Here is a 24599-nt window from a genome sequence, read left to right on the forward strand (position 1 = left end):
TTGCTTTTAATGTAAATAAAAAGGAGAGACGTACATGGAGAAGAAAGAACTTTTGTATGAAGGAAAAGCCAAAAAAATATATCTTACTTCTGATGAGAACTTGATTTGGATAGAATATTTAGATCAAGCAACTGCGTTGAATGGCGCGAGGAAAGACCAGATAAGTGGAAAAGGAGAATTGAATAATCAAATCACAAGTGCAATTTTCCGTTATCTGACTCAAAGAGGAATAAAAAATCATTTTATTGAACAATTGTCTAAAACCGAACAATTAGCAAAAAAAGTACAAATTATCCCTCTGGAAGTGGTTATCCGAAATATTGCAGCAGGAAGTTTCTCAAAACGTCTAGGTGTTCCCGAAGGTAAAGAATTCATCAAACCAATCATTGAATTCTACTATAAGGATGACCAGTTGGATGATCCATTTATCAATGAAGAGCATATCTATTTCTTACAACTTGCAAAGCCGGAAGAAATCAGTGAGCTGAAAGCCCAAGCGTTGGCTATTAATGAAATTTTGACCGAATTATTTGCTAAGGTCGGTTTGGTTTTAGTAGATTTCAAGCTAGAATTTGGCCGGTCGAATGGACAAATTTTGCTTGCGGATGAAGTAACACCGGATACTTGCCGATTATGGGATGAACGTACGAATGAACATATGGACAAAGACGTTTACCGCAGAGATCTAGGTGATTTGATCCCAGTCTATCAAGAAGTATATAACCGTCTATCGGAACTAACTGAAGAAAAGGAGCGAGTATGATGTATTTCGTAAAAGTATATGTAACCTATAAAGATTCAGTGTTAGATCCTCAAGGGGAGGCAGTAAAAAAAGCAGTCCATCGTATGGGATATGAAACAATCGAAGATATCCGAATAGGAAAATACTTTGAGATACAACTTGCTGATGCAGAAGAACCAATCGATACAGTGATTGAAACGATTTGTGACAAGCTGCTTGCAAATGTAAATATGGAAACATACCGATATGAAATCAAAAAAATGGAGGAAGTATAACATGAAATTTGCGGTCATCGTTTTTCCAGGTTCAAATTGTGACGCAGATATGTTATGGGCAGTTCGCGAGATCATGGGCGCTGATGCCGAATTTGTACGGCATGATGAGTCCTCTTTAGAAGGATTTGATGGGGTTTTACTGCCGGGAGGATTCTCCTATGGTGACTATTTGAGATGCGGTGCGATTGCTCGGTTTTCTACAATCATGGAAGAAGTGATTCGTTTTGCTGAAGAAGGGAAACCAGTATTCGGTACATGCAATGGATTCCAGATATTGACAGAAGCAGGACTTTTGCCAGGTGTACTGAGACGAAATGAGTCTTTGCATTTTATTTGCAAAACTGTACCATTGAAAGTCAACCCCAAGACGGCCTTTACTTCAGAGTATGAAGCCGACGAAATAATCTATCTTCCAGTTGCTCATGGGGAAGGAAATTATTTCTGTGACGAAGAAACACTTCAAGAACTAAAAAAAAATAATCAGATTGCCTTTACTTATAATGACAACATCAACGGCAGCGTGGAAAACATTGCAGGGATTACGAACAAAGCAGGGAATGTGTTAGGAATGATGCCTCATCCAGAACGTGCAGTAGAAGACTTGCTAGGATCAGAAGATGGGAAACGGTTCTTTGCTTCCATTTTAAAAAACTTCGGAAAGGTGACCGTATAGATGAAAACATTGAAAGAACCGACAGCTGAAGAGATCAAGAAAAAAAGAATCTATGCCGAATGGGGATTGACTGATGAAGAATATCGAATGATCGAAGAAGATATCTTAGGAAGAATGCCTAATTATACGGAAACTGGACTGTTTTCTGTTATGTGGAGCGAACATTGTTCCTATAAAAATTCTAAACCGGTTCTACGCAAATTTCCTACTAGTGGACCTCATGTGTTGCAAGGCCCTGGAGAAGGCGCAGGCATCGTCGACATCGGTGATGGACTAGCAGTTGTCTTCAAAGCAGAAAGTCACAATCATCCTTCAGCCGTGGAGCCTTATGAAGGAGCTGCGACAGGAGTTGGCGGAATCATCAGAGATATTTTCAGCATGGGGGCTCGTCCAATTGCGTTGCTAGATTCATTGAGGTTCGGCGAATTAGATAATCCAAGAACGAAATATTTACTAGAAGAAGTAGTTGCAGGTATCGGCGGATACGGCAATTGTATCGGCATACCGACTGTAGGCGGCGAAATTGCATTTGATCCTTGTTATGAAGGAAACCCATTAGTCAATGCAATGTGCGTAGGTTTGATTGAACACAAACATATCCAGAAAGGGCAAGCCGCTGGCGTCGGTAATTCGATCATGTATGTAGGTGCAAAAACAGGTCGCGACGGTATCCACGGAGCAACTTTTGCCTCAGAAGAATTTAATCAAGAAGAAGAACAGCAACGTTCTGCTGTACAAGTAGGCGATCCTTTTATGGAAAAGCTGCTGCTTGAAGCGTGTTTGGAATTAATCTTGCATCATTCGGATTCTCTAATAGGTATACAGGATATGGGAGCAGCAGGACTTGTTTCATCTAGTGCGGAAATGGCTTCAAAAGCTGGCTCAGGACTTATATTGACATTAGATGAAGTCCCACAAAGAGAAACTGGGATGACACCTTATGAAATGATGTTATCGGAATCACAAGAACGGATGTTGATTTGTGTTAAATCAGGAGAGGAAGAAAAAATCCAAGAACTATTTCAGAAGTATGATCTAGATGCAGTCACTATCGGTAAAGTAACAGACGACGGGCAATATCGGCTATATCATCAAGGAGAAGAAGTAGCAAATCTGCCAGTCGATGCATTAGCTGAAGATGCACCAGTTTATCATAAAGAAATGAAAGAACCAGCTCGAATCGTAGAATTTCAGCAGTTAGCTCCTTATCAGCCAGTTATCGAAGAACCTGGACAAGTATTGCTTGATCTGCTGCAGCAACCGACGATTGCTTCAAAACGTTCAATCTACGAAACTTATGATTCACAAGTACAAACCAATACAGTTGTCCGTCCAGGAAGCGATGCTGCTGTGATGAGGGTTAGAGGGACGAATAAAGCGTTAGCTATGACCACAGACTGCAACGCGCGCTATCTGTATTTGGATCCAAAAATCGGAGGACAAATAGCAGTGGCAGAAGCTGCTAGAAATATTATTGCTAGCGGTGGTAAGCCCTTGGCGATCACCGACTGCCTGAACTATGGTTCTCCTGATAAACCAGAAGTTTTTTGGGAATTATCGACTTCAGCTGACGGAATTGCTGCTGCGTGTGAAACGTTAGGAACTCCTGTTATTTCAGGAAATGTCTCTTTATATAATGAAACGGATGGTCAAGCAATCTATCCAACACCAATGATTGGTATGGTCGGATTGATTGAGGATCATAAACATATCACTACTCAGGAATTCAAAAAATCAGGGGATCTAATCTATATATTAGGTAAGACGTTTGCAGATTTTGATGGCAGTGAATTACAAAAGATGCAGCTTGGAAGAATCGAAGGTGTGATCCGAAACTTTGATCTATCCATTGAAAAGAGAAACCAAGAGTTAGTATTGACAGCCATCCAAAACGGATTGATTGAAAGTGCTCATGACTGTTCAGAAGGTGGCTTGGCAATTGCACTGGCAGAATCAGCTTTCAAACATCAGCTAGGGATATCTGTACAGTTTGAATTGTCCTCTGCTCAATTATTTGCAGAAACTCAATCAAGATTTGTGTTGACAGTCGCACCGGAAAATAAGACACGATTCGAAGAAATGATGGGAGATGCTGCTGTTTTAGCAGGTAAGGTGACGGATGAAGCGATAATCGAAATTTCAGCAACTGACGGTCAGATCAAAATAGAAACTGCAGTAGCAAGAAAGTGCTGGGAGGATGCAATCGTATGTCTTATGAAGTGAAGAGTTTAAATGAAGAATGCGGGATCTTCGGTGTTTGGGGTCATCCAGACGCCGCTAGTGTGGCATACTTCGGGCTCCATAGTCTTCAGCATCGAGGACAAGAAGGTGCAGGTATCGTGTCCAATGATCGAGGAAAGCTTAAGGGGCATCGAGATTTGGGGCTGCTTTCTGAGGTATTCAAAGATCAAAGAAAATTGCAGCAGTTAACAGGAGAAGCTGCAATCGGACATGTACGTTATGCAACAGCAGGCAATGGAAGTGTGGACAATATTCAGCCTTTTCTATTCAAATTTCATGATCAGTCGATCGGCTTAGCGCATAATGGTAACTTGATCAATGCTCGTTCCCTTAGAAAAGAGTTAGAGGAAAATGGGGCGATCTTCCATTCTAACTCCGATACGGAGATATTGATGCATTTGATCCGACGAAGTGAAGAAACAAATTTTTTAAATAAATTAAAAAGTGCTTTGAATGAAGTCAAAGGTGGCTTTGCCTATTTATTAATGACAGAAACGGCAATGATTGCCGCTTTGGACCCAAATGGTTTTCGTCCATTAGCAATCGGACAAATGAAAAACGGAGCATACGTGATTGCCTCGGAAACTTGTGCATTAGAAGTTATTGGGGCACGTTTTATAAGAGATGTCCAGCCTGGTGAGATAGTGATCATCAATGACGAAGGAATCCAGATTGATTGCTTTACGAAGGACACGCAGCTTTCTATTTGTTCGATGGAATATATCTATTTTGCCAGACCAGATTCAAACATCGCAGGGATCAATGTGCATACTGCACGGAAAAATATGGGACGGAATTTAGCGAAAGAATCGCCAGTAAAAGCAGATATGGTCGTTGGCGTACCTAATTCTTCTTTGTCAGCCGCAAGCGGTTATGCGGAAGCTAGTGGAATCCCTTATGAAATCGGATTAGTAAAAAATCAATACATTGCCCGAACATTTATCCAGCCAACGCCTGAGCTAAGAGAGCAAGGTGTTCGAATGAAATTATCTGCTGTACGAGGAGTAGTGGAAGGTAAAAAGGTGATTATGGTCGATGATTCAATTGTTCGGGGTACGACAAGCAGACGGATCGTCCATCTTTTGAAAGAAGCAGGGGCAAAAGAAGTCCATGTGAGGATTGCTTCTCCTCCTTTGAAATATCCATGTTTTTACGGGATTGATATTCAAACGCGTAAAGAACTCATTGCGGCAAATCACACGATTGATGAAATCAAAGAATGTATCGGTGCAGATTCTTTAGGTTTTTTAAGTGAAGAGGGTCTGATCGAATCGATCGGTCTGGAAAAAGATGCTCCGTATTCAGGATTGTGTATGGCTTATTTCAACGGAGATTATCCGACGCCGTTATATGACTATGAAGAAAAATATCAGGAATCACTAAAAGAAAAAGTATCGTTCTTTTAAAAGCAGACCAAGAAGGGAGTATATGAATTCAATGGCAAATGCATACGCAAAAGCTGGCGTAGATGTCGAAGCTGGATATGAAGTAGTAGAACGGATCAAGAAGCATGTCAAAAAAACGGAACGTTTAGGTATGATGGGCGCTATAGGAGGATTCGGCGGTTGTTTTGATTTATCGGTCTTTCAATTAAAAGAGCCAGTCCTTGTCTCGGGGACCGATGGCGTGGGGACGAAATTAGCAGTGGCAATCGAAGCAGACAAACACGATACAATCGGGATCGACTGCGTAGCGATGTGTGTCAATGATATCTTAGCACAAGGCGCAGAGCCGTTATATTTCTTAGACTACTTAGCAACGGGGAAAAATGATCCGTTACGTTTGGAAAATGTAGTAAAAGGTGTAGCAGATGGATGTGTTCAAGGAAATATGGCGCTGATTGGCGGAGAAACAGCTGAAATGCCTGGTATGTACTCAGGTAATGATTATGATCTAGCCGGATTTGCTGTAGGGATAGCTGAAAAATCTCAATTATTGACAGGAGAAACGATCAACCCAGGAGATGTGTTGCTTGGAATAGCATCTAGCGGGATTCATTCAAATGGGTACTCTCTTGTTCGCAAAATTTTCTTTGAGCAGCAGCAGTTTTCTTTATCATCAAAACTGCCAGAATTGAAAAAAACACTTGGCGAAGAATTGCTTGAGCCAACGAAAATCTATGTTTCTTCCTTGCTTCCGCTGATCAAAGAAAAGAAAATAAAAGGAGCTGCACATATCACTGGTGGAGGGTTTGTAGAAAATATCCCGCGAATGTTACCAGAATCTATGGCTGCACAAATCAAACTTGGCTCATGGCCGATTCTTCCAATATTCGGCTGTTTACAAAAATATGGTGAAATTCCTGAGATGGAGATGTATGAAATCTTCAATATGGGCATCGGTATGGTCCTGGCAGTCGAAGAATCGAAAGTAAAAGAAATAGTACACGAAATTGAGCAAGCTGGCGAAAAAGTTTATGAAATCGGGAAAGTGATCGCCAAAGAAAAACATCGTGTGGTGTTTATAGGAGAAGAACGATGAGAATCGCTGTTTTTGCTTCTGGAAACGGAAGCAACTTTCAAGCGCTAGCCGATTATCTATCGAAAAAAGGATTGGAATCTTCGATTGACTGGTTGTTTTGTGATCAGCCTGAAGCATATGTTTTGAAACGTGCAACTGCGTTGAGTGTACCGGCAGATTGTTTTTCACCTAAAGAATTTGATTCAAAAAAAGAGTATGAAGAAGCAATTTTGCATAAATTGAAAGAAAAAAAGATCGATTTGATCGTATTAGCTGGATATATGCGAATCATTGGACCGGTATTGCTGAAAAATTATGATAAAAGAATCATCAATATCCATCCGTCTCTTTTACCTGCCTTCCCTGGTTTGCATGGCATACGTGATGCCTTTGAAGCTGGAGTAAAAGAAACGGGTGTCACAATTCATTATATCGACCAAGGTGTAGATACTGGACCAATCATCCGGCAGGAAAAAGTGAGAATTGAACAGGAGGACACGTTCGATTCTTTAGAAGAAAAAATCCATAGAGTAGAGCATCGAATCTATCCAGAAGTGATTAGTGAAATTATTGAAAATGGAGGCTATCTGAAATGACAAGAGCATTGATCAGTGTATCAGATAAAACTGGGATTGTAGCATTCGCCCAAGGTTTGATTGAACAAGGAGTAGAAATCATTTCAACAGGAGGAACAAAGCATGCGTTGGATAAAGCTGGGATCAAAACGCTTTCGATCGAAGAAGTGACAGGGTTTCCTGAAATGATGGATGGCCGTGTCAAAACACTTCATCCTAAAATCCATGGTGGTCTTTTAGGAAGACGCGATCTCCCTAGCCATATGGAGGCAATGGAAACGGAAAATATCCAACCAATCGACTTTGTTTGTGTCAATTTATATCCTTTCAAAGAAACGATTATGAAACCAGATGTCGAAATAGCAGAAGCTATTGAAAACATTGATATCGGTGGTCCTAGTATGCTCCGTAGTGCAGCAAAAAACCATGAATTTGTCACCTCTGTTGTTGATCCATCTGACTATGAAGAAGTACTTTCAGAATTACGTCAGTATGGGCATACTTCACTTTCTTTCAGACAAAAACTAGCGGCAAAAGTCTTTCGTCATACTGCGGCATATGATGCACTGATCGCTCAATACTTAACGGATTGGGTGGAAGAAAAAGAACCGGAAAAATTGACACTTACGTATGAACGAAAACAAACGCTTCGTTACGGTGAAAATAGCCATCAAGCCGCTGCCTTTTATCAGTCCGCTCTTCTGGAAAAATATTCGATCGCAGCAGCAAAACAACTCCATGGGAAAGAACTTTCTTATAATAATATCCGAGATGCAGATGCTGCGCTACGGATCATGAAGGAATATGACGAGCCAACGGTAGTCGCCTTGAAACACATGAATCCTTGTGGTATTGGGACAGCATCTACGATTTTAGAAGCGTGGGAAGCAGCGTATGAAGCAGATCCTGTTTCAATCTTTGGTGGGATCATCGTTTTGAATCGAGAAGTAGATCTGCCAACAGCAGAACAGATGCATAAGCTGTTTCTAGAAATCATCATTGCCCCTTCTTATACACAAGAAGCTTTGGAATTACTGCAAAAAAAGAAAAACATCCGATTACTGACAGTAGACTTTGCGCAGGAAGAAAATCAAAATCGAGAAGAAACGGTCTCAGTCTTAGGTGGACTTCTTGTACAAGATCAAGATCTGGCAATAGAAAATGAAGAAGAGTGGAAAGTCGTGACAAAACGTAAGCCGACTCCAGCAGAAGCAAAAGCATTAGTGTTTGCTTGGAGAGCTGTCAAACATGTGAAATCTAATGCGATCGTACTGGCAAACGAACGTCAGACAGTAGGAATCGGAGCCGGGCAGATGAATCGAGTCGGTTCAGTAAAAATTGCGATTGAACAAGCGCAAGAGAAAATGGAAGGTGCAGTTTTAGCTAGCGATGCTTATTTTCCAATGGATGATTCGGTTGAATATGCAGCCAAACATGGTATAAAAGCAATCATTCAGCCAGGAGGAAGCATCAAAGACCAAGATTCTATTGATATGGCGAATAAATACGATCTAGCAATGGTCTTTACTGATGTTCGGCATTTTAGACATTAGAGAGGAGTCGGATAAATGAACATTTTGGTGATCGGTGCAGGTGGTCGTGAACATGCAATAAGTAAAAAACTTTTAGCCAGTCCGAAGGTGGATACGGTGTATTGTGCGCCAGGAAATCCGGGGATGACAAAAGATGGTATCAATTGTGTCGCTATCAGTGAGCGAGATCATTCAGCGTTAATCCATTTTGTTAAGAAAGAGGCTATTGATTGGAGTATCGTTGGTCCTGAAGTTCCTTTGTTAAATGGGATCGTCGATGATTTTATGGCGGAAGGATTGAAAATCTTCGGTCCGACAAAAGCAGCAGCTCTGATCGAAGGTTCGAAAAGTTTTGCTAAACAATTAATGGATACTTATCAAATCCCGACAGCTAAATCCAGAAGTTTTGAATGTTACGAAAAAGCAGCAGCGTATATCAAAGAAAATGGTGCGCCAATCGTAGTGAAAGCGGACGGCTTAGCAGCTGGGAAAGGTGTAGTCGTGGCTACCACAGTGAAGGAAGCGCTGGATGCGGCAGAACAAATGTTGAACCAGCATCGATTTGGGGATAGTAGCAAAAAAATCGTCGTAGAAGAGTTTTTGGCAGGAGAAGAATTCTCCCTTTTGGCGTTTGTCCGTAATACCAAGGTGTATCCGATGGTCATTTCGCAAGATCATAAGCGGGCATTTGATAACGATAAAGGGCCAAATACAGGCGGAATGGGTGCTTATTCACCAGTACCGCAAATTTCAAAAAAGATGATTGAAAAAGCTGTGGAAGAAGTTTTAAAACCAGCGGCTTTGGGAATGAAAGAACTAGGACGCTCTTTCACGGGTGTTTTATATGCGGGTTTGATTGCTACGAAGGAAGGACCAAAAGTGATCGAATTCAATGCGCGTTTCGGTGATCCTGAAACGCAAGTCGTTCTTTCTCGGTTGAAGAGTGACTTTGCGCAAGTAATCGATGATTTATTAGAGAATCGTACAGTAGAGTTAAAGTGGCAGCAAGAAGGATACAATGTAGGCGTTGTGGTTGCAGCTGCCGGTTACCCCGAAGAATATGAGACAGGAATGGTTCTACCAGATTTTCTGGAAGAAGAGCTTTCTGTTTACTATGCTGGAGTTTCCTCAAATAACGGCAAACTAGTTGGAGCAGGAGGACGTCTTTATTTAGTAGAAGCATACGGTGAGACGATCAAAGAAGCACAGAAAAAAATTTACACCGCGTTAATGGATAAAACGACAGATGGAACATTTTATCGTACAGATATTGGAGAAAAAGCTGCCAATAGCGAACTGATCGTGAAGTAAATCAGCTGCTTCCATTTATAAAAAATACAACAAACATAATCGGAAGCGCCGATTTTAGTGAAGCCTTTTCATAAAGAGTGTGGTACACTTTTGTTGTGTATATAAATAAGGAGGAGTTCAGATGAAAAAAATTCAATTAGGTACTTCTGATCAGAAAGCAGCTGCAGTGATCTTAGGCTGTATGCGTATCAACAATGCGGAAGATCCAGTAAAAGTGATTGAGACAGCTTATGAAAACGGCATTGATTTTTTTGACCATGCAGATATTTATGGAAACGGTGAATGTGAAGAAATCTTTGCAGATGCTCTAGCAAAAACATCAATCAAACGAGAAGATCTTTTTATTCAAACAAAATGTGGAATCGTTCCAGGTGTGATGTTTGATTTTTCTAAAAAACATATCATTGAATCTGTAGAAAAAAGTTTGACCCGTCTGAAAATGGATTATGTGGATGCTTTACTTCTTCATCGTCCAGATACATTGGTAGAACCAGAGGAAGTAGCTGAAGCGTTTGATGAATTGGAACGGTCAGGAAAAGTTCGTTATTTTGGCGTCAGCAATCAAAAACCAATGCAAATCGAATTGCTGAAAAAATATGTTCGTCAACCATTAGTAGCTAATCAGCTGCAATTTGGCTTGAAACATACTGGAATGATCGATCAAGGGATTCATGTCAATATGACAGATGAAGCAAGTATCGATCATGACGGTAGTGTACTTGATTATTCCCGATTGCATGATATGACGATCCAAGCATGGTCACCATACCAGTATGGATTTTTTGAAGGTGTATTTATCGGGAACGAAAAATTCCCTGAATTAAACCAAACATTAGAAGAACTAGCAGCTAAATATCAAACGACACCAACTGGCTTGGCTTCTGCTTGGATTTTACGCCATCCAGCCAATATGCAAGTGATCGCCGGTACGATGAACGTAGGGCGAATCAAGGAAATCGCTCAAGCTTCAGAAATTAATATGTCTCGGGAAGATTGGTACGAATTGTACCGTGCTGCTGGAAACATTTTACCTTAAAGATTGTCATAAGCAGGTCAAAAGGGCTATAAATTAAAAAGACAGAATAACTTGAAAGCTGTTTTCAGCTTCGAGATATTCTGTCTTTTTTTATTGCAAATGGAAAGAGTATCATTGTACGGATTTCGTTTATTAGTTATTTTTGTTTTTAAGGAAAAGCTGTGTCCGATATTCTTTTGGAGAAATCCCTTGTTTTTTCTTAAATAAATAACTGAAATAGTTAGGGTCATTATAACCAATTTCAAAAGCAATATCTGAAATACGATAGTCTGATTGCTGCAATAATTTTTTTGCTAATTCGATTCTTTGTTCTGTCAGATAATCGATGAATGTTTGGTTAAACGATTGAGAAAAAATCGTACTGAAATGAGAGGGACTTAATGCAACTTGTTGAGCGACCCAAGTTAAGGACATATCTGGATCGGTAAAATTTTCTTTGATAAAATCCAATGCATGGTTCAAAATTGGCTGATATTTGTTCCTTGAAGGCTGTGAGGGCAGAGCAGTTAAGAAAGAAATGAACATATAAACTGTCGAACGGTAAAGCGAGTCGTCGGCGCTGATTGCTAAGCGTTGACTGGTGGATGTGCAATGAACCATTTCTTGCGGGATTTTCTTTTCTTTCAGGCAGACATGCTGGAGTAGCTTAGTCAAGACAAATAAACGATATAATCGTGTTCGAGTTGGTGTGCCTTGTGGTTTCGTCAAGTGTTCGATGTACTTAGATACTTCGTTTTTCGATAATGAAGACAAATCAAGTGAGAGGTCAAAGTAAAAGACAGAATCAACTGGAAGTTTCGCTTCTTGAATCAAATCCTCATAGCTGATAATTTGTTCTTTAAGGGAACTGGCGGTTTCAAGTATCATCTGCGTGATCTCAAAAGATGCAGGTAATTCGCTGATTCTTTCTGCGACAGGACCAATGGCGACAGAAAAATTATTTTTTTGTCCCTTTTCTAATTCATGGACCAACGTTTGGGCTACCTGATAACTGGTCTCGATCACATTTTCTTCAAGAGAATCAACTATTAAAAATTTGATGAATCGAGAGGAAACAGCAGAGAAGATCACTTGTTGATTCTCCCTAAATAAAAACTTCAAATAATCACTGAGATGAGCGTAATCTTCAAAGTCTGTACTGACTTGGTTTGCTGCTAATAATACGGTCATTTTTTTCCCTGCTAAAGAGCGATTGAAAGATTCAGCAAGTTTCAATGTTTCACTGATCGTAAGTGAGCCTTTGAACAAACCGTTCAAGAAATGATTTTTTTTCAATTCGAAAACAAGATCAGAAGAAGTGTGCGTTTCTTTTTGCTGCAAATCTAAAGCAGTTACTGCTTTTTCTATTGCTTGTTTCAATTCGCTACTTTTAATCGGTTTAAGCAGATAATCATCTGCCTGTACCTGGATTGCTCCTTTCATATAATCGAAATCGTCGAATCCACTAATAAATATGAGACGAGTCCAAGGAAGTAGTTTCCTTGCTTCTTTTGAAAAAGTCAACCCGTCCATGAAAGGCATTTGGATATCAGTCAGAATGATGTCGGGCTGTAAGTCGATAATTGAAGACAGTGCCATCTCACCATCTCCAGCTTCGCCGACATAAGTGATTGGATAATAAGAACCAAGGACAGTTATTTGTTCCCGCAAGTTATTGCGAATGAGGTATTCGTCTTCGATGATAAAAACTTTATACATGTTTGTTTCCTCCAATTGTTTTGGGAGATAGAGGGATCATCAGTGTGACAGTTGTTCCTTCTCGGTATTTGCTGTCAATCGTGATAGGTTTTTGATCATTTCCGTAATAAAGAAGGAGACGCTTGTTTACGTTGTAAAGTCCGTAGCCGATACTGAAATCTGAATCGATCCCTTTGGCTAACTCTTTACGTATTTCTGCCAGTTTTTCTGCAGGGATGCCAATCCCGTTGTCTATAACTTTGAATTGGATCATCTCATCAATTTTGCATGTGGTAATACGAATAAATCCTTTGTGACGGACGTACTTCGTTCCATGGTATACAGCATTTTCAATCAATGGCTGCAAGATCATTTTTAAAATAGAAACAGGAAAAAGTGTTTCTGGTATATCGATCTTATAGTCAAGCATATGGCCGTATCTTATTTTTAAGATGACTAGATAATCATTGATATGGCTAATTTCTTTTTCAAGAGGAATCCAGTCTTGTCCTTTGCTTAAAGACGTACGAAAAAAGCCGGAAAGTGCATGGGTCATAGTCAGAGCTTCTTCAAAGCAGTCTTGTTCGATCAAAGAAATAATGGCATCCAAACTGTTATAAATAAAATGGGGAGTAATCTGAGCTTGCAATACACGAACTTCACTTTGTGCTAAATGGTATTGTTTCAAAGCGTTCTCCCGTAAAGACTGGTTTAGATCTTCCGCCATTTTATTCATGCTAGCGGTAAGTGTTTGTAATTCCAGTGTTTCCGGCAGGGTTAAACGAAAGCCAAGGTTCCCTGAAGAAAGTTGTTCTGACATCTCGATCAGCTGATTGATCGGTTCTTGGACCTTTCTCTCTAAAAAGCGACGATTCTTTTTCGCATAGAAAAAAATGGTACTAAGAACTCCAAGTTCCACTATTGTTAATAGAATGAGCGAGCGGACAAGTGTCGTATTTTTTTTGCTTGCTAAGTCGATCTCCACACGAACAAAATCTTGTAAGATATCTGACAGCAGTTGAGTGACAGAATCTACCTGATTGATGATCTCTTCATTGGTATCCATAAAATCTTTTGCCAAGATATTATTGATCAGCTCGTTTTGATAATCTTCCAGTGTATCGATCGTACGTAGCGATACATCTAACGTACTAATTTCTTTAAGTGTATTTGTATTATTTTTGCTCTCTCGAATATCATTCCTAAGTTCTTCTAGGATATTTTCCTCATTGAACTCATCTACGGTTACTTGGCCAGAAATCAAGTCCCACATACTTTCCAAAACTTTTTGATCAACCTTCAAAGCAATTGCATCTGCTTTTTGGATATTTGCGATCGTCTGTTGATAAATCAAAATCTGTTGCGAATATAACAGTATGCTCAGTAGCAAAGGGATAACAGCAAATAGAAGCATGGCTTTGTTTGCTTGGGCAAAAATCTGTTTTATGCTTAAATTTTTTGTCATGATACTTCTCCAGTCAATAATTTCTGGTTGGGATGTTAGCTATATTCTGCTGGGAAAAGACAGTCTCGGAAATAAAAATATCTTTAGGTAATGTTTTTCCTGTTTGAATATTTCCAAAATAACGAGTAACGGTATTGGCTACATACCAGCCGACATCAGGTTTACACTCGACTACACAATTGACGATTCCTGAGCGTAGCTTCTCGATCATATCTTCTTGTCCATCAATAGTTACAATGATCAAATCTTCTCCAGGTTTGATTGATGTTTCTTTTATCGCAGCTAAAGCACCGTGAGTCATTTCATCACTATGGCTGTATAATACATCGATTTCGGATAAATCATTTGTTTCTAAATATCGTTTCATCTGGTCTTTTCCTTTCATCCGAATAAAATCACCGACAATTCGGTGAACAATAGTCATCGGAGGTTTATGGTCGATGGTTCCATCTTTTTTTAGGGTTGGTTTACGATTGATTGATTCCAAAAATCCTTCGGAGCGTAGCTTGGTCGGTGTGGAGTTCTCTGAACCAGCAAGTTCTAGGATTCTGATTTCCTGTTTCTTTGAATTTGTGAAGTGATTGCTGACAAATAAACCCGCCCGATTTCCTTCTGCTTTGAAACTGGGGCCAATGTGGGTGACGAAAAGCTCGGGATCATTCGTTTGAATATGTCTGTCGACAAGTATGACAGGGATCCCTGCTCGCTTTGCTTCTTTTAATACAGAGTCCCACCCGGATTCTTGCAAAGGAGTAAAAATGATCATATCCACTTTATAGGCAATGAACGTCCGTATATCTTGGATTTGCCGTTCCTGATTCATGTAGCCATTTCGGTAGAGAACTTGGTAATCTTCTTTTTCAAGCGCAGTGATAATTGATTCAGTATGCTTTTTCCGCCAGCTACTCTCCGTTCCTGATTGCGAAAAACCAACGACTAGTGGGTCAGGTGCTTCCTTTGTATTAGGTGTACACCCCATCATTTGGTAAGCGATTACAACAAGGGCTAAAAAAAATAAAACACGTTTCACTTTAAATCACTCCATCTGGATTTGTTAGTACTATCTTATCAGATAAAAGGGAAAATCAAAGTCAAAAGGAATCAATCGAAAAAAATCCAAGAAACTTAAAAAAATCCAAGACAAAAAAAGTACACCTAAAAAATTTAAAGTAAATCCCATAAAAAAATCAATGTTAACGCTTTCTTTATTAGCTATACTCGGTGTATCAATTGAAATGGGGGATAAAAAATGAAAAACAAATTTAGAAAGATTGTTGGGACTATCGCTATTTTGACCGCAAGCATTCTATTAAGTGCGTGTGGCAATTCAGGATCTGCAGATGATAGTACGGGGTATGTAGGAATCGCTATGCCGACCAAATCAGCAGAAAGATGGATCGCTGATGGGAACAACATGGTCTCGGAATTAGAAAAACTGGGTTATAAAACAGATCTTCAATATGGAGAAGATAAAGTAGAAAATCAAGTAGCACAAATAGAAAATATGATTACAAAAGGGGTAGATACACTTGTGATTGCTTCTATCGATGGTTCGGCTTTAACTGATGTGTTAGCTAAAGCAAAAGAAGCAGATATCAAGGTGATCGCCTATGATCGTTTACTGATGAATTCAGAAAATGTCGATTATTACGCGACTTTTGATAATTTTGGAGTAGGTGTATCGCAAGCAGCTTATATTGAAGAGCACTTAGGATTGAAAGAAGGAAAAGGACCATTCACGATTGAATTATTTGGTGGCTCGCCTGACGACAACAACGCACTAATCAATTACAACGGAGTGATGTCTGTTTTACAACCATATATGGACAACGGTCAGTTGGTCGTGCCATCTGGACAGACGAGTTTCAGTCAAATCGCTACGCTTCGCTGGGATGGTTCTACGGCGCAAGCAAGGATGGATAATCTGTTAAGCGCAAATTATACTGACCAAACATTGGATGCTGTTTTGTCGCCATATGATCCAATAAGTTTAGGAATCATTTCGTCATTAAAAGGCGTGGGGTATGGGAGTGAAAGTAAACCTTTACCTGTGATTACTGGACAAGATGCGACAGTTGCTGGCGTTAAATCGATCATTGCCGGGGAACAAACACAAACGATCTTTAAAGACACACGTATCTTAGCAAAAAATACGATTGAAATGATCAAAGCAATCAGTGATGGAGAAGAGGTTCCGGTCAATGATACTGAAACTTATGATAATGGGGTGAAAACTGTCCCTACGTATTTAGCAAATACAGTATCTGTCGATAAAGATAATTATCAAGCAGAGCTGATCGACACCGATTATTATAAAGAATCCGATCTGAAAAATTAAGAGGAACCAAACAAGGAACTAAAGAGATCTAAGTCAGAGAGAGGATAAGAATTATGGCGGATTGTATTTTAAAAATGGCAGATATCACCAAAAAATTTTCTGGAATCCGAGCGTTAGATTGCGTGAATCTGATGATTGAACGTGGGGAAATCCATGCATTGTGCGGAGAAAACGGAGCGGGAAAATCAACATTGATGAATGTCTTGAGCGGCTTGTATCCATATGGCTCCTATGACGGGGAAATCTTTTATGATGGAAAGCTGTGTCAATTTAAAGATTTGAAAGATAGTGAAGAAAAAGGCATCGTCATCATTCATCAAGAATTAGCACTAAGTCCTTATCTTTCAATAAAAGAGAATATTTTTCTCGGAAATGAACAAGCAGAAAGAGGCGTGATTGATTGGGAACTGACAGAAAAGAAAACATATGAACTGCTGAATAAAGTCGGTTTGTCTATCGACCCGAATCTTCTAGTATCCCAGATTGGCGTAGGGCAACAGCAACTAGTTGAAATAGCTAAAGCATTATCAAAATCCGTCCGTCTGTTGATTTTGGATGAGCCTACCGCTGCATTGAATGAAGAAGAAAGCGCGAATTTGCTGAGATTGATCCGAGAGTTGAAAGAGCAAGGTGTAACCTCCATCATTATTTCACATAAGCTGAATGAAATCGTGGATATCGCAGATCGAATCACCATTTTACGGGATGGACAGACGATTGAGACACTAGAAAATGAAATGATCAGCGAAGAGCATATTATTCGCGGAATGGTGGGCAGAGATTTAGTTGATCGTTATCCTGAAAGAAAACCGGATATTGGAGAAGTTTATTTTAAAGTAGAAGACTGGACGGTCTATCACCCTCTTGATCACGAGCGAATCATAAACGACCACATCAACTTGCATTTGAAAAAAGGAGAGATTGTAGGAATAGCTGGACTGATGGGAGCGGGCAGAACTGAATTCGCTATGAGTCTATTTGGACATTCTTATGGAAGCAAGATATCCGGACGTATATTAAAGGAAGGGGCAGAGATATCAGTTAAGACCGTTCCTTCAGCCATTGCAAACGGACTCGCTTATGTCTCGGAGGACCGAAAATCTTTAGGACTGAATCTGCTGATGGATATTCGGGAAAACGTGACGCTGAGCAGTTTGGATAAAATAAGTCAAAAAGGAGTATTAGATAAAGAAAAAGAAGTAACTGAGGCAGAAAATTTCCGGAAAAAGATGCGTATAAAAACAAACTCCATCCATCAAATTGTCAGTAGTCTTAGTGGTGGGAATCAACAAAAAGTCGTTTTATCCAAGTGGCTGATGACACAACCCGATATTCTTTTTTTGGATGAGCCAACCCGTGGGATAGATGTTGGGGCAAAATATGAGATCTACACGATTATCGAAGAAATGGCAGCAAATGGCAAAGCTGTCTGTCTTATCTCTTCTGAACTTCCTGAAATATTAGGGATGTGTGATCGAATCTATACGATGAACGAAGGACGTATTACAGGAGAAGTCTCGCGAGAAGATGCAGATCAGGAAGTCTTGATGAAATTAATGACGAAAGAAGAGGTGGGTTAAGTTGGAACAGGCAAAAAATCTTACGGATAAAAAAGAGAAAAAACTAAATTTGAAAAGTAGAGCAGCTGATCTTTTTGGTCGCTACAGCATGGTGATCATTTTAGCGGGACTACTTATTGCGTTTCAATTGATGACGGATGGTATTTTCTGGCGTCCATTGAATATAACTAACCTTGTTCTGCAAAATAGCCATATATTAGTACTAGCTGCAGGGATGTTATTAGTTGTGCTCTTAGGTCATGTGGATTTGTCGGTAGGGTCAGTGATGGCGTTTGTTGGTGCAATTGCGGGCATGATGATGGTCAATCGCCAAATGAACCCGTGGATGACAGTTATCGCATGTCTTGCAGTAGGCGGGCTGATCGGCGCATGGCAAGGTTTTTGGGTAGCTTATGCAGGGATACCGGCGTTTATCGTGACTTTAGCAGGATTGCTGATGTTTCGTGGACTGACACAAGTTGTTCTAGGAGGCCAATCTCTAGCACCTTTTCCAGCTGTTTTCCAAAAAATGTCTACGGGTTATTTACCAGACTTAAGCGAAGGAAGCAGCCTTCACTTCTTGACATTGATTTTAGGAATGATCATCACGATCGTGTTAGTTGTTGGTCAATGGCGAACAAGAAATCGTCGGAAAAATCATTTATTTGAAGTGGAATCTCCAACAGCTTTCTTGGTAAAGGCGGTATTTACAGCAGTCGTTGTACTAGGAATAACTTATATCTTTGCCTCTTATCAAGGGTATCCGATTATTTTGATCATTCTTGGTTTGATCGTTGCAGCATATGGGTTTTTGACAAATAAAACAGTAGCAGGTCGACAGATTTATGCGACGGGCGGAAATCGAAAAGCGGCTGAACTATCAGGGATCAAAACAAAGCGAATCACGTTCTGGGTATTCGTCAACATGGGAGTCATGGCAGCTTTAGCTGGATTAGTTTTAGCTGCTCGATTGAATGCGGCAACACCTCAAGCAGGTACATCGATGGAACTGGATGCAATGGCGGCAGTATATTTTGGTGGTGCTTCGACTTCCGGCGGCATTGGAACAATCATGGGTGCGATTGTCGGTGGCTTGGTCATGGGTGTATTGAACAATGGCATGTCGATTTTAGGCGTCGGGGTAGACTGGCAGCAGGCAATCAAAGGATTGATCTTGCTTTTAGCCGTTGTGCTAGACTTGTATAATAAGAAAAAACGAACAACGTAGGAGAACGCCGGTTATTCAGAAAAAAGACTGTGACAAGACATTTGTCACAGTCTTTTTTTCGCTAAAAGCGAACATTCATTGTTTCGTTTGTATAGACTAAAAATAATATATGTTTTTTTACCATTCGTATAAATTCTCTTTTTGCTCTTGATTTTTTTGCTTAATTGAGTTAAATTACATAGGGCGCTAAAAAAAGCCTTGATTAAATTAATAATGTTCGTGTTTTGCTGGATGTGAACATCAGGAGGATAATGTAATGAAAGTATTTGATTACGAAGATATTCAATTAATTCCTAATAAATGTATCGTAAATAGCCGTTCTGAATGTGATACAACGGTCACATTAGGTAAACATACATTCAAAATGCCAGTAGTGCCTGCCAACATGCAGACGATTATTGATGAAACAATCGCAGAATTCTTAGCGGAAAATGGTTATTTCTATATCATGCATCGGTTTGATGAAGCAGCTCGAATTCCGTTTATCAAAAAAATGAAAAAGCGTGGATTGATTACCTCGATCAGTGTTGGCGTCAAGAAAGAGGAATATTCCTTTATAGAGAAGTTGGCAGAAGAATCGCTAAATCCTGATTATATCACTATCGACATCGCGCATGGACATGCTAACTCAGTTATTGATATGATTCAGCATATTAAAAAATATTTGCCTGAAACTTTTGTGATTGCCGGTAATGTTGGTACACCGGAAGCCGTCCGTGAATTGGAAAATGCGGGCGCAGATGCAACAAAAGTCGGGATTGGTCCAGGAAAAGTATGTATTACAAAAATCAAGACAGGCTTTGGGACTGGAGGCTGGCAACTGGCAGCTCTTAGATGGTGTGCGAAAGCAGCTCGCAAGCCGATCATCGCTGACGGTGGGATCAGAACACATGGCGATATTGCAAAATCTGTCCGTTTTGGTGCGACAATGGTCATGATTGGTTCATTGTTTGCCGGTCACGAGGAATCTCCTGGCGAAACAAAAGTCGAAAATGGAATCGTGTATAAAGAATACTTTGGTTCTGCTTCAGAATTCCAAAAAGGCGAAAAACGAAATGTTGAAGGAAAGAAAATCTGGATCCAACACAAAGGATCTTTGAAAGATACACTAGTGGAAATGCAACAAGACCTTCAATCATCTATTTCTTATGCTGGAGGAAGAGATCTGGAAGCCATTCGAAAAGTTGACTATGTCATCGTGAAAAATTCGATTTTTAATGGAGACACAATCTAAAAAATAAATAAAATATTAGGATGTTGTGAAAAAGTTGTCCTGCATTAAGTAATAAGAACAGCCAAACAAAAATAGTTCTTTATATGTTTTGTTTGGCTGGAATTATTATCGCAGATACAAGCTTTTGAACATCATTATTCAGAATAAGGGACTGTGATAAGATTTTTGTCACAGTCCCTTATGTTTTGCAAAAAAAGTTTTTCTTTTTTCTCGTAAATTCGGTAAAATCAAAAGAAAAAATAGACAATAGAAAAGAGAAGCTTATGTGGGAAAAAGTAGAGAAAAAACAAGGACCGATTTATCGTCAAATTATGGAACAGATTATGAGAGAAATCGAAAACGGAAGGATCAATCCTGGAAGTCAACTTGAATCAGAACGAAAACTAGGGCAACTTTTTGGTGTGAATCGTTCCACCGTTGTCCATGCATTGGAAGAGCTTAGGGAGCTTGGGGTACTAACGAGCAAACGTGGCAGCGGATGGTTTGTTAATCAGACTGAATGGGGGAAATTCGCTGTTCCAAGAATCGATTGGCGGCAAATGATCTCTCCTCGTTATGAGCAGACGGACTGGTATGAGCAAAAAATAAGAGAAGCAAAGCAGATCCAAAAAACATCGTTTCTTGATTTATACGCTAGCGAGATGCCAGATGAGCTTTTGCCGAATTTTGAGTTTCCTTCTTATTCTCTTGAAGAAATCTTAGCGGAAGAAAAAGAAATGGATCTTTTAGGCTATACTCCGTTACGTAACAAAATCAAACGGTATTTGGAAAGTAAATTTGAATTGGCATTTTCCCCCAACCAGCTTCTTGTGACTGGTGGCGGTCAGCAAGCAATCTTTTTGATTTTACAAACGATTCTTTCAGCTGGAGAGGGGATAGCTGTAGAGTCACCTTCTTTTTTTTACCGATTACCTCTTTTCAAAGCTTCAGGAACGCGTTTATTTGGGATACCGATGGATGAAGAAGGGATCGACTTAGAAAAACTGAAAGAATCGATCCATAAAAATAAATTGAAAGCAGTGCTTATCAACCCGAATTTTCAAAACCCTACAGGAAAAGTGATGAGTCAAAAACGACGAGAAAAGCTAGTAGAATTGTGTCGACAGTATCGGCTTCCAATTATTGAAGACGATGTATTTACGGATCTTTCATTTCTAAACCAAGAAGAAGTCCTTCCTATACGAACGATTGATCCGGATAATGTGTTATACGTCGGTTCGTTATCTAGGGTTTTAGGAAAAACAACGAAAATCGGTTGGGTGATAGGACCTGAGACTTTTATCTCGCAACTAGCTCAAGCGCAAGAAATGATGGAGTTTTCGATGAATATCCTTACACAAATCACAGTGGCTAATGTATTTAATGAAGCAATTGATTTGAAAATGCAAGATGTAAGAAAAAAGTTGAAAGAAAAAAGCCGACTGATAAGCGCTTGGGGAGATTCACAATCGTTTTTCAAGCTTCATTCAATTTTAGGTGGTTACTATGCCTGGATTACTTGGGATGGGAAAAAACTAGACCCCGAACTAGCAGAAAAAGTAGTAGATATGGGTCTTGGAATTGCACCAAGTCTACTTTTTGGGCAAGATATAAATGGAATCAGAATCAATTACAGTAGGCTGGATGAAAACCAAATACCGTTGTTTTATTCAAAGATGAAAATTCTAGAAAAGTGGTTAACAGAATAATTTCACAAAGTAAATAGATTAAAGAATATAACAGCTTGGATTTAAATTTCAAGCTGTTTCTTTTTTTTCGGAAAAAGAATACGATATAAAGAAACTAAGAAAAAACCATTATTTGTACGTCCGTTCACGATGTGTAAATAAAATAAATGTTTGCAACAAAACTGTATAACACCAACGTTTTTAAATAGAAACAGATGGTTGTAAGTTTGATTAGAAAATAGAAAAAATGCAGATGAAATATAAAACGCTTTCCTTATTGTGATTTTATTCACTAATGCTGTTAATATGCGGATTGGCATAATTTCCTTTCATCGTGAAAATTTGTGCTTTTAGCTTGTATTTCTCATAAATCCATGATAATTTATTAATGAAGACGGTTAAATAGTGATACAGTTTTATTCACTGTTTCAATCGCAGAATGAAGAGATTTTCTTATAGATGAGAGAGGAATGTGTGACAAATGGCAAACAAAAAAGCACCGATCGACTTCCAAGCACTGCTAGATGAAGTCAATGCAGATTTCCCAGTATATCAAGCACTTGATCAAGATGGAAACGTAGTTAACAAAGATTTAGTACCTGATTTATCCGATGATGAACTCGTTGAATTAATGACTCATATGGTATGGTCTCGTGTATTAGACCAACGTTCAACAGCGCTGAACCGCCAAGGACGCCTAGGCTTTTTTGCACCAACTGCTGGACAAGAGGCAAGTCAGCTGGCTAGTGCTTACGCATTTGATAAAGAAGATGTTCTTCTTCCAGGTTATCGGGATGTACCTCAACTAGTAAAACATGGTTTACCTTTATCTCAAGCTTTTTTATGGTCTCGAGGACATGCTGCAGGTAATTCTTATCCGGAAGAATTGAAAGCTCTACCACCACAAATTATCATCGGTGCACAATATGTACAAGCAGCCGGTGTTGCATTAGGTTTGAAGAAACGAAACAAGAAAAATGTCGTCTTCACTTATACTGGTGATGGCGGTTCATCACAAGGTGATTTTTACGAAGCAATCAATTTCGCTGGCGCTTACCATGCAAATGCCGTATTTTATATCCAAAACAACGGGTATGCGATCTCTACACCTCGTGAAAAACAAACTGCAGCAAAAACACTTGCACAAAAAGCTGTCGCAGCTGGGATTCCTGGTATTCAAGTCGATGGAATGGATCCGCTTGCAGTATATACTGTATCTAAAATGGCACGGGAATGGGCGATCAGTGGAAATGGACCAGTCCTAATCGAAACACTGACTTATCGTTATGGACCACATACACTATCTGGTGACGATCCAACCCGCTACCGTACAAAAGACACAGATGACGATTGGCAGAAAAAAGATCCATTGATCCGCTTCCGTAAATATTTGACGGAAAAAGGACTTTGGTCTGAAGAAAAAGAAGAACAAGTCATCGAAGCAACTAAAGAAGAAATCAAAGCAGCTATTGCTGAAGCCGACAAAGTACCAAAACAAAAGGTTTCAGATTTCTTGAAAAACATGTTCGAAGTATCTCCACAATCAATCAAAGAACAAATTGCAATTTATGAAGCGAAGGAGTCGAAATAATCATGGCACAAAAAACAATGATCCAAGCAATCACAGATGCCTTAGCACTTGAACTAGAAAATGACGAGAATGTCGTTGTTTTTGGTGAAGATGTTGGGAAAAACGGAGGAGTTTTCCGGGCAACTGAAGGATTGCAGGAAAAGTTCGGAGAAGACCGAGTATTCGATACTCCTTTAGCTGAATCTGGAATCGCAGGATTGAGTTTCGGTCTTGCGTTAGAAGGATTTCGTCCAGTTCCTGAAATCCAATTCTTTGGTTTTATTTTCGAAGCAATGGACGAAGTAGTAGCTCAAATGGCTCGTACAAGATATCGAATGAGCGGCACTAGAAATCTACCCATCACAATTCGTTCGCCATTTGGTGGCGGTGTTCATACACCAGAATTGCATTCGGATAATTTAGAAGGTTTGATCGCTCAGTCTCCTGGTATTCGAGTAGTGATTCCTTCCAACCCTTATGATGCAAAAGGACTATTGATTTCTTCTATTAGAAGTAACGATCCGGTTGTTTTCCTAGAACACATGAAACTATATCGCTCATTCCGAGAAGAAGTGCCGGATGAAGCTTACGAAGTTCCTTTGGATAAAGCAGCAGTTACTCGTGAGGGAACAGATGTATCTATTATCACATACGGAGCAATGGTGCGTGAAGCAATCAAAGCAGCAGACAATCTTGCAAAAGAAAATATATCTGTTGAAATCATTGATCTTCGTACAGTTGCGCCATTAGATGTAGAAACGATCATTCAATCCGTGGAAAAAACTGGTCGCGTAGTTGTTGTCCAAGAAGCACAACGACAAGCGGGCGTTGCCGCGCAAGTAGTTTCTGAGATCTCAGAACGCGCTATCCTTTCATTAGAAGCCCCAATCGGACGAGTTTCTGCACCTGATACAGTCTTCCCATTTGGACAAGCAGAAAATGTCTGGTTGCCAAATGCAAAAGATATCGAAGACAAAGTAAAAGAAATCGCGGAATTTTAAGAAAAGAAGGGACGA

Annotated in this window: 21 protein-coding genes; 17 read left to right on the forward strand and 4 right to left on the reverse strand. The window is 39.7% G+C overall.

The features are described from left to right. Positions 1–34 precede the first annotated feature (34 nt). The 10 genes from purC to ACIFUW_RS05845 all read left to right on the forward strand — a co-directional run bounded on the left by purC (position 35) and on the right by ACIFUW_RS05845 (position 10845). Complete coding sequence (gene purC / locus ACIFUW_RS05800; RefSeq protein WP_002288021.1) at positions 35–763, forward strand: phosphoribosylaminoimidazolesuccinocarboxamide synthase; 729 nt, start codon at positions 35–37, stop codon at positions 761–763. Continuing rightward, positions 763–1017, forward strand: a complete 255-nt coding sequence (purS, locus tag ACIFUW_RS05805; RefSeq protein ID WP_002295474.1) for a phosphoribosylformylglycinamidine synthase subunit PurS — start codon at positions 763–765, stop codon at positions 1015–1017. Before purC ends, purS begins: the two co-directional genes overlap by 1 nt. Before the next feature lies 1 nt (position 1018). After that, positions 1019–1690 carry a phosphoribosylformylglycinamidine synthase subunit PurQ gene (purQ, locus tag ACIFUW_RS05810; protein ID WP_002288017.1) on the forward strand — a complete coding sequence of 224 codons (672 nt, stop codon included), beginning with the start codon at positions 1019–1021 and terminating at the stop codon, positions 1688–1690. Continuing rightward, positions 1691–3913, forward strand: a complete 2223-nt coding sequence (gene purL, locus ACIFUW_RS05815; RefSeq protein ID WP_002288015.1) for a phosphoribosylformylglycinamidine synthase subunit PurL — start codon at positions 1691–1693, stop codon at positions 3911–3913. It abuts the gene before it with no gap. Further along, positions 3898–5337, forward strand: a complete 1440-nt coding sequence (gene purF / locus ACIFUW_RS05820) for an amidophosphoribosyltransferase (RefSeq protein ID WP_169040270.1) — start codon at positions 3898–3900, stop codon at positions 5335–5337. The genes purL and purF overlap by 16 nt, the downstream gene beginning before the upstream one ends. Positions 5338–5359: 22 nt before the next feature. Beyond that, positions 5360–6412 carry a phosphoribosylformylglycinamidine cyclo-ligase gene (gene purM, locus ACIFUW_RS05825; protein WP_002288011.1) on the forward strand — a complete coding sequence of 351 codons (1053 nt, stop codon included), beginning with the start codon at positions 5360–5362 and terminating at the stop codon, positions 6410–6412. Beyond that, the gene (gene purN, locus ACIFUW_RS05830) at positions 6409–6987 is read left to right on the forward strand and encodes a phosphoribosylglycinamide formyltransferase (protein ID WP_002288010.1); all 579 of its coding nucleotides are present in this window, start codon (positions 6409–6411) and stop codon (positions 6985–6987) included. Before purM ends, purN begins: the two co-directional genes overlap by 4 nt. Next, a complete protein-coding gene (gene purH, locus ACIFUW_RS05835; RefSeq protein ID WP_002303579.1) occupies positions 6984–8519 on the forward strand; it encodes a bifunctional phosphoribosylaminoimidazolecarboxamide formyltransferase/IMP cyclohydrolase in 1536 nt (511 codons plus the stop codon). The genes purN and purH overlap by 4 nt, the downstream gene beginning before the upstream one ends. A 15-nt stretch (positions 8520–8534) precedes the next feature. Beyond that, positions 8535–9809, forward strand: a complete 1275-nt coding sequence (gene purD / locus ACIFUW_RS05840) for a phosphoribosylamine--glycine ligase (RefSeq protein ID WP_002288007.1) — start codon at positions 8535–8537, stop codon at positions 9807–9809. A 121-nt stretch (positions 9810–9930) separates the two neighbouring features. Next, the gene (locus tag ACIFUW_RS05845; RefSeq protein ID WP_002288005.1) at positions 9931–10845 is read left to right on the forward strand and encodes an aldo/keto reductase; all 915 of its coding nucleotides are present in this window, start codon (positions 9931–9933) and stop codon (positions 10843–10845) included. 132 nt (positions 10846–10977) lie between these two features. Here the strand turns inward: ACIFUW_RS05845 and ACIFUW_RS05850 are convergent, their stop codons facing one another. From ACIFUW_RS05850 to ACIFUW_RS05860, 3 genes are read right to left on the reverse strand one after another with little or no spacing between them, the layout of a single operon-like run. After that, positions 10978–12543: a response regulator transcription factor gene (locus ACIFUW_RS05850; RefSeq protein WP_002288004.1), complete on the reverse strand. Its 1566-nt coding sequence runs from the start codon at positions 12541–12543 to the stop codon at positions 10978–10980. Beyond that, positions 12536–13987 carry a sensor histidine kinase gene (locus tag ACIFUW_RS05855; RefSeq protein WP_269528364.1) on the reverse strand — a complete coding sequence of 484 codons (1452 nt, stop codon included), beginning with the start codon at positions 13985–13987 and terminating at the stop codon, positions 12536–12538. The genes ACIFUW_RS05850 and ACIFUW_RS05855 overlap by 8 nt, the downstream gene beginning before the upstream one ends. Positions 13988–14000: 13 nt before the next feature. Then, positions 14001–15017 (reverse strand): ABC transporter substrate-binding protein, encoded by a 1017-nt coding sequence (locus tag ACIFUW_RS05860; RefSeq protein WP_002287999.1) that lies wholly within the window; start codon positions 15015–15017, stop codon positions 14001–14003. Between the two features lie 219 nt (positions 15018–15236). Here ACIFUW_RS05860 and chvE point away from each other — a divergent pair, with 219 nt between their 5' ends. From chvE to ACIFUW_RS05885, 5 genes are all read left to right on the forward strand, one after another. Next, positions 15237–16325, forward strand: coding sequence for a multiple monosaccharide ABC transporter substrate-binding protein (gene chvE, locus ACIFUW_RS05865; RefSeq protein WP_002287997.1), 1089 nt, complete (start codon positions 15237–15239; stop codon positions 16323–16325). Positions 16326–16378: 53 nt separating this feature from the next. After that, positions 16379–17905: a multiple monosaccharide ABC transporter ATP-binding protein gene (gene mmsA, locus ACIFUW_RS05870; protein WP_002287995.1), complete on the forward strand. Its 1527-nt coding sequence runs from the start codon at positions 16379–16381 to the stop codon at positions 17903–17905. Position 17906: 1 nt separating this feature from the next. After that, entirely contained in the window at positions 17907–19112 is a 1206-nt protein-coding gene (gene mmsB / locus ACIFUW_RS05875) for a multiple monosaccharide ABC transporter permease (RefSeq protein ID WP_002287993.1), read from the forward strand. Positions 19113–19368: 256 nt separating this feature from the next. Then, on the forward strand, positions 19369–20346 hold the full coding sequence (gene guaC, locus ACIFUW_RS05880; RefSeq protein ID WP_002287992.1) for a GMP reductase: 978 nt from the start codon (positions 19369–19371) through the stop codon (positions 20344–20346). A 263-nt stretch (positions 20347–20609) separates the two neighbouring features. Next, positions 20610–22034, forward strand: coding sequence for an aminotransferase-like domain-containing protein (locus tag ACIFUW_RS05885; protein WP_002297114.1), 1425 nt, complete (start codon positions 20610–20612; stop codon positions 22032–22034). A gap of 41 nt (positions 22035–22075) precedes the next feature. On the opposite strand, the gene ACIFUW_RS05890 is transcribed toward ACIFUW_RS05885, so the two are convergent. Next, positions 22076–22333, reverse strand: coding sequence for a hypothetical protein (locus ACIFUW_RS05890; RefSeq protein ID WP_002311951.1), 258 nt, complete (start codon positions 22331–22333; stop codon positions 22076–22078). A 161-nt stretch (positions 22334–22494) separates the two neighbouring features. Here ACIFUW_RS05890 and pdhA point away from each other — a divergent pair, with 161 nt between their 5' ends. Both pdhA and ACIFUW_RS05900 read left to right on the forward strand, forming a co-directional pair. Continuing rightward, entirely contained in the window at positions 22495–23604 is a 1110-nt protein-coding gene (gene pdhA / locus ACIFUW_RS05895; protein ID WP_002289692.1) for a pyruvate dehydrogenase (acetyl-transferring) E1 component subunit alpha, read from the forward strand. A gap of 2 nt (positions 23605–23606) precedes the next feature. Further along, positions 23607–24584, forward strand: a complete 978-nt coding sequence (locus ACIFUW_RS05900) for an alpha-ketoacid dehydrogenase subunit beta (protein WP_002289688.1) — start codon at positions 23607–23609, stop codon at positions 24582–24584. Positions 24585–24599 lie beyond the last annotated feature (15 nt).

The organism is Enterococcus sp. PLH-Efm8 (assembly GCF_053011625.1).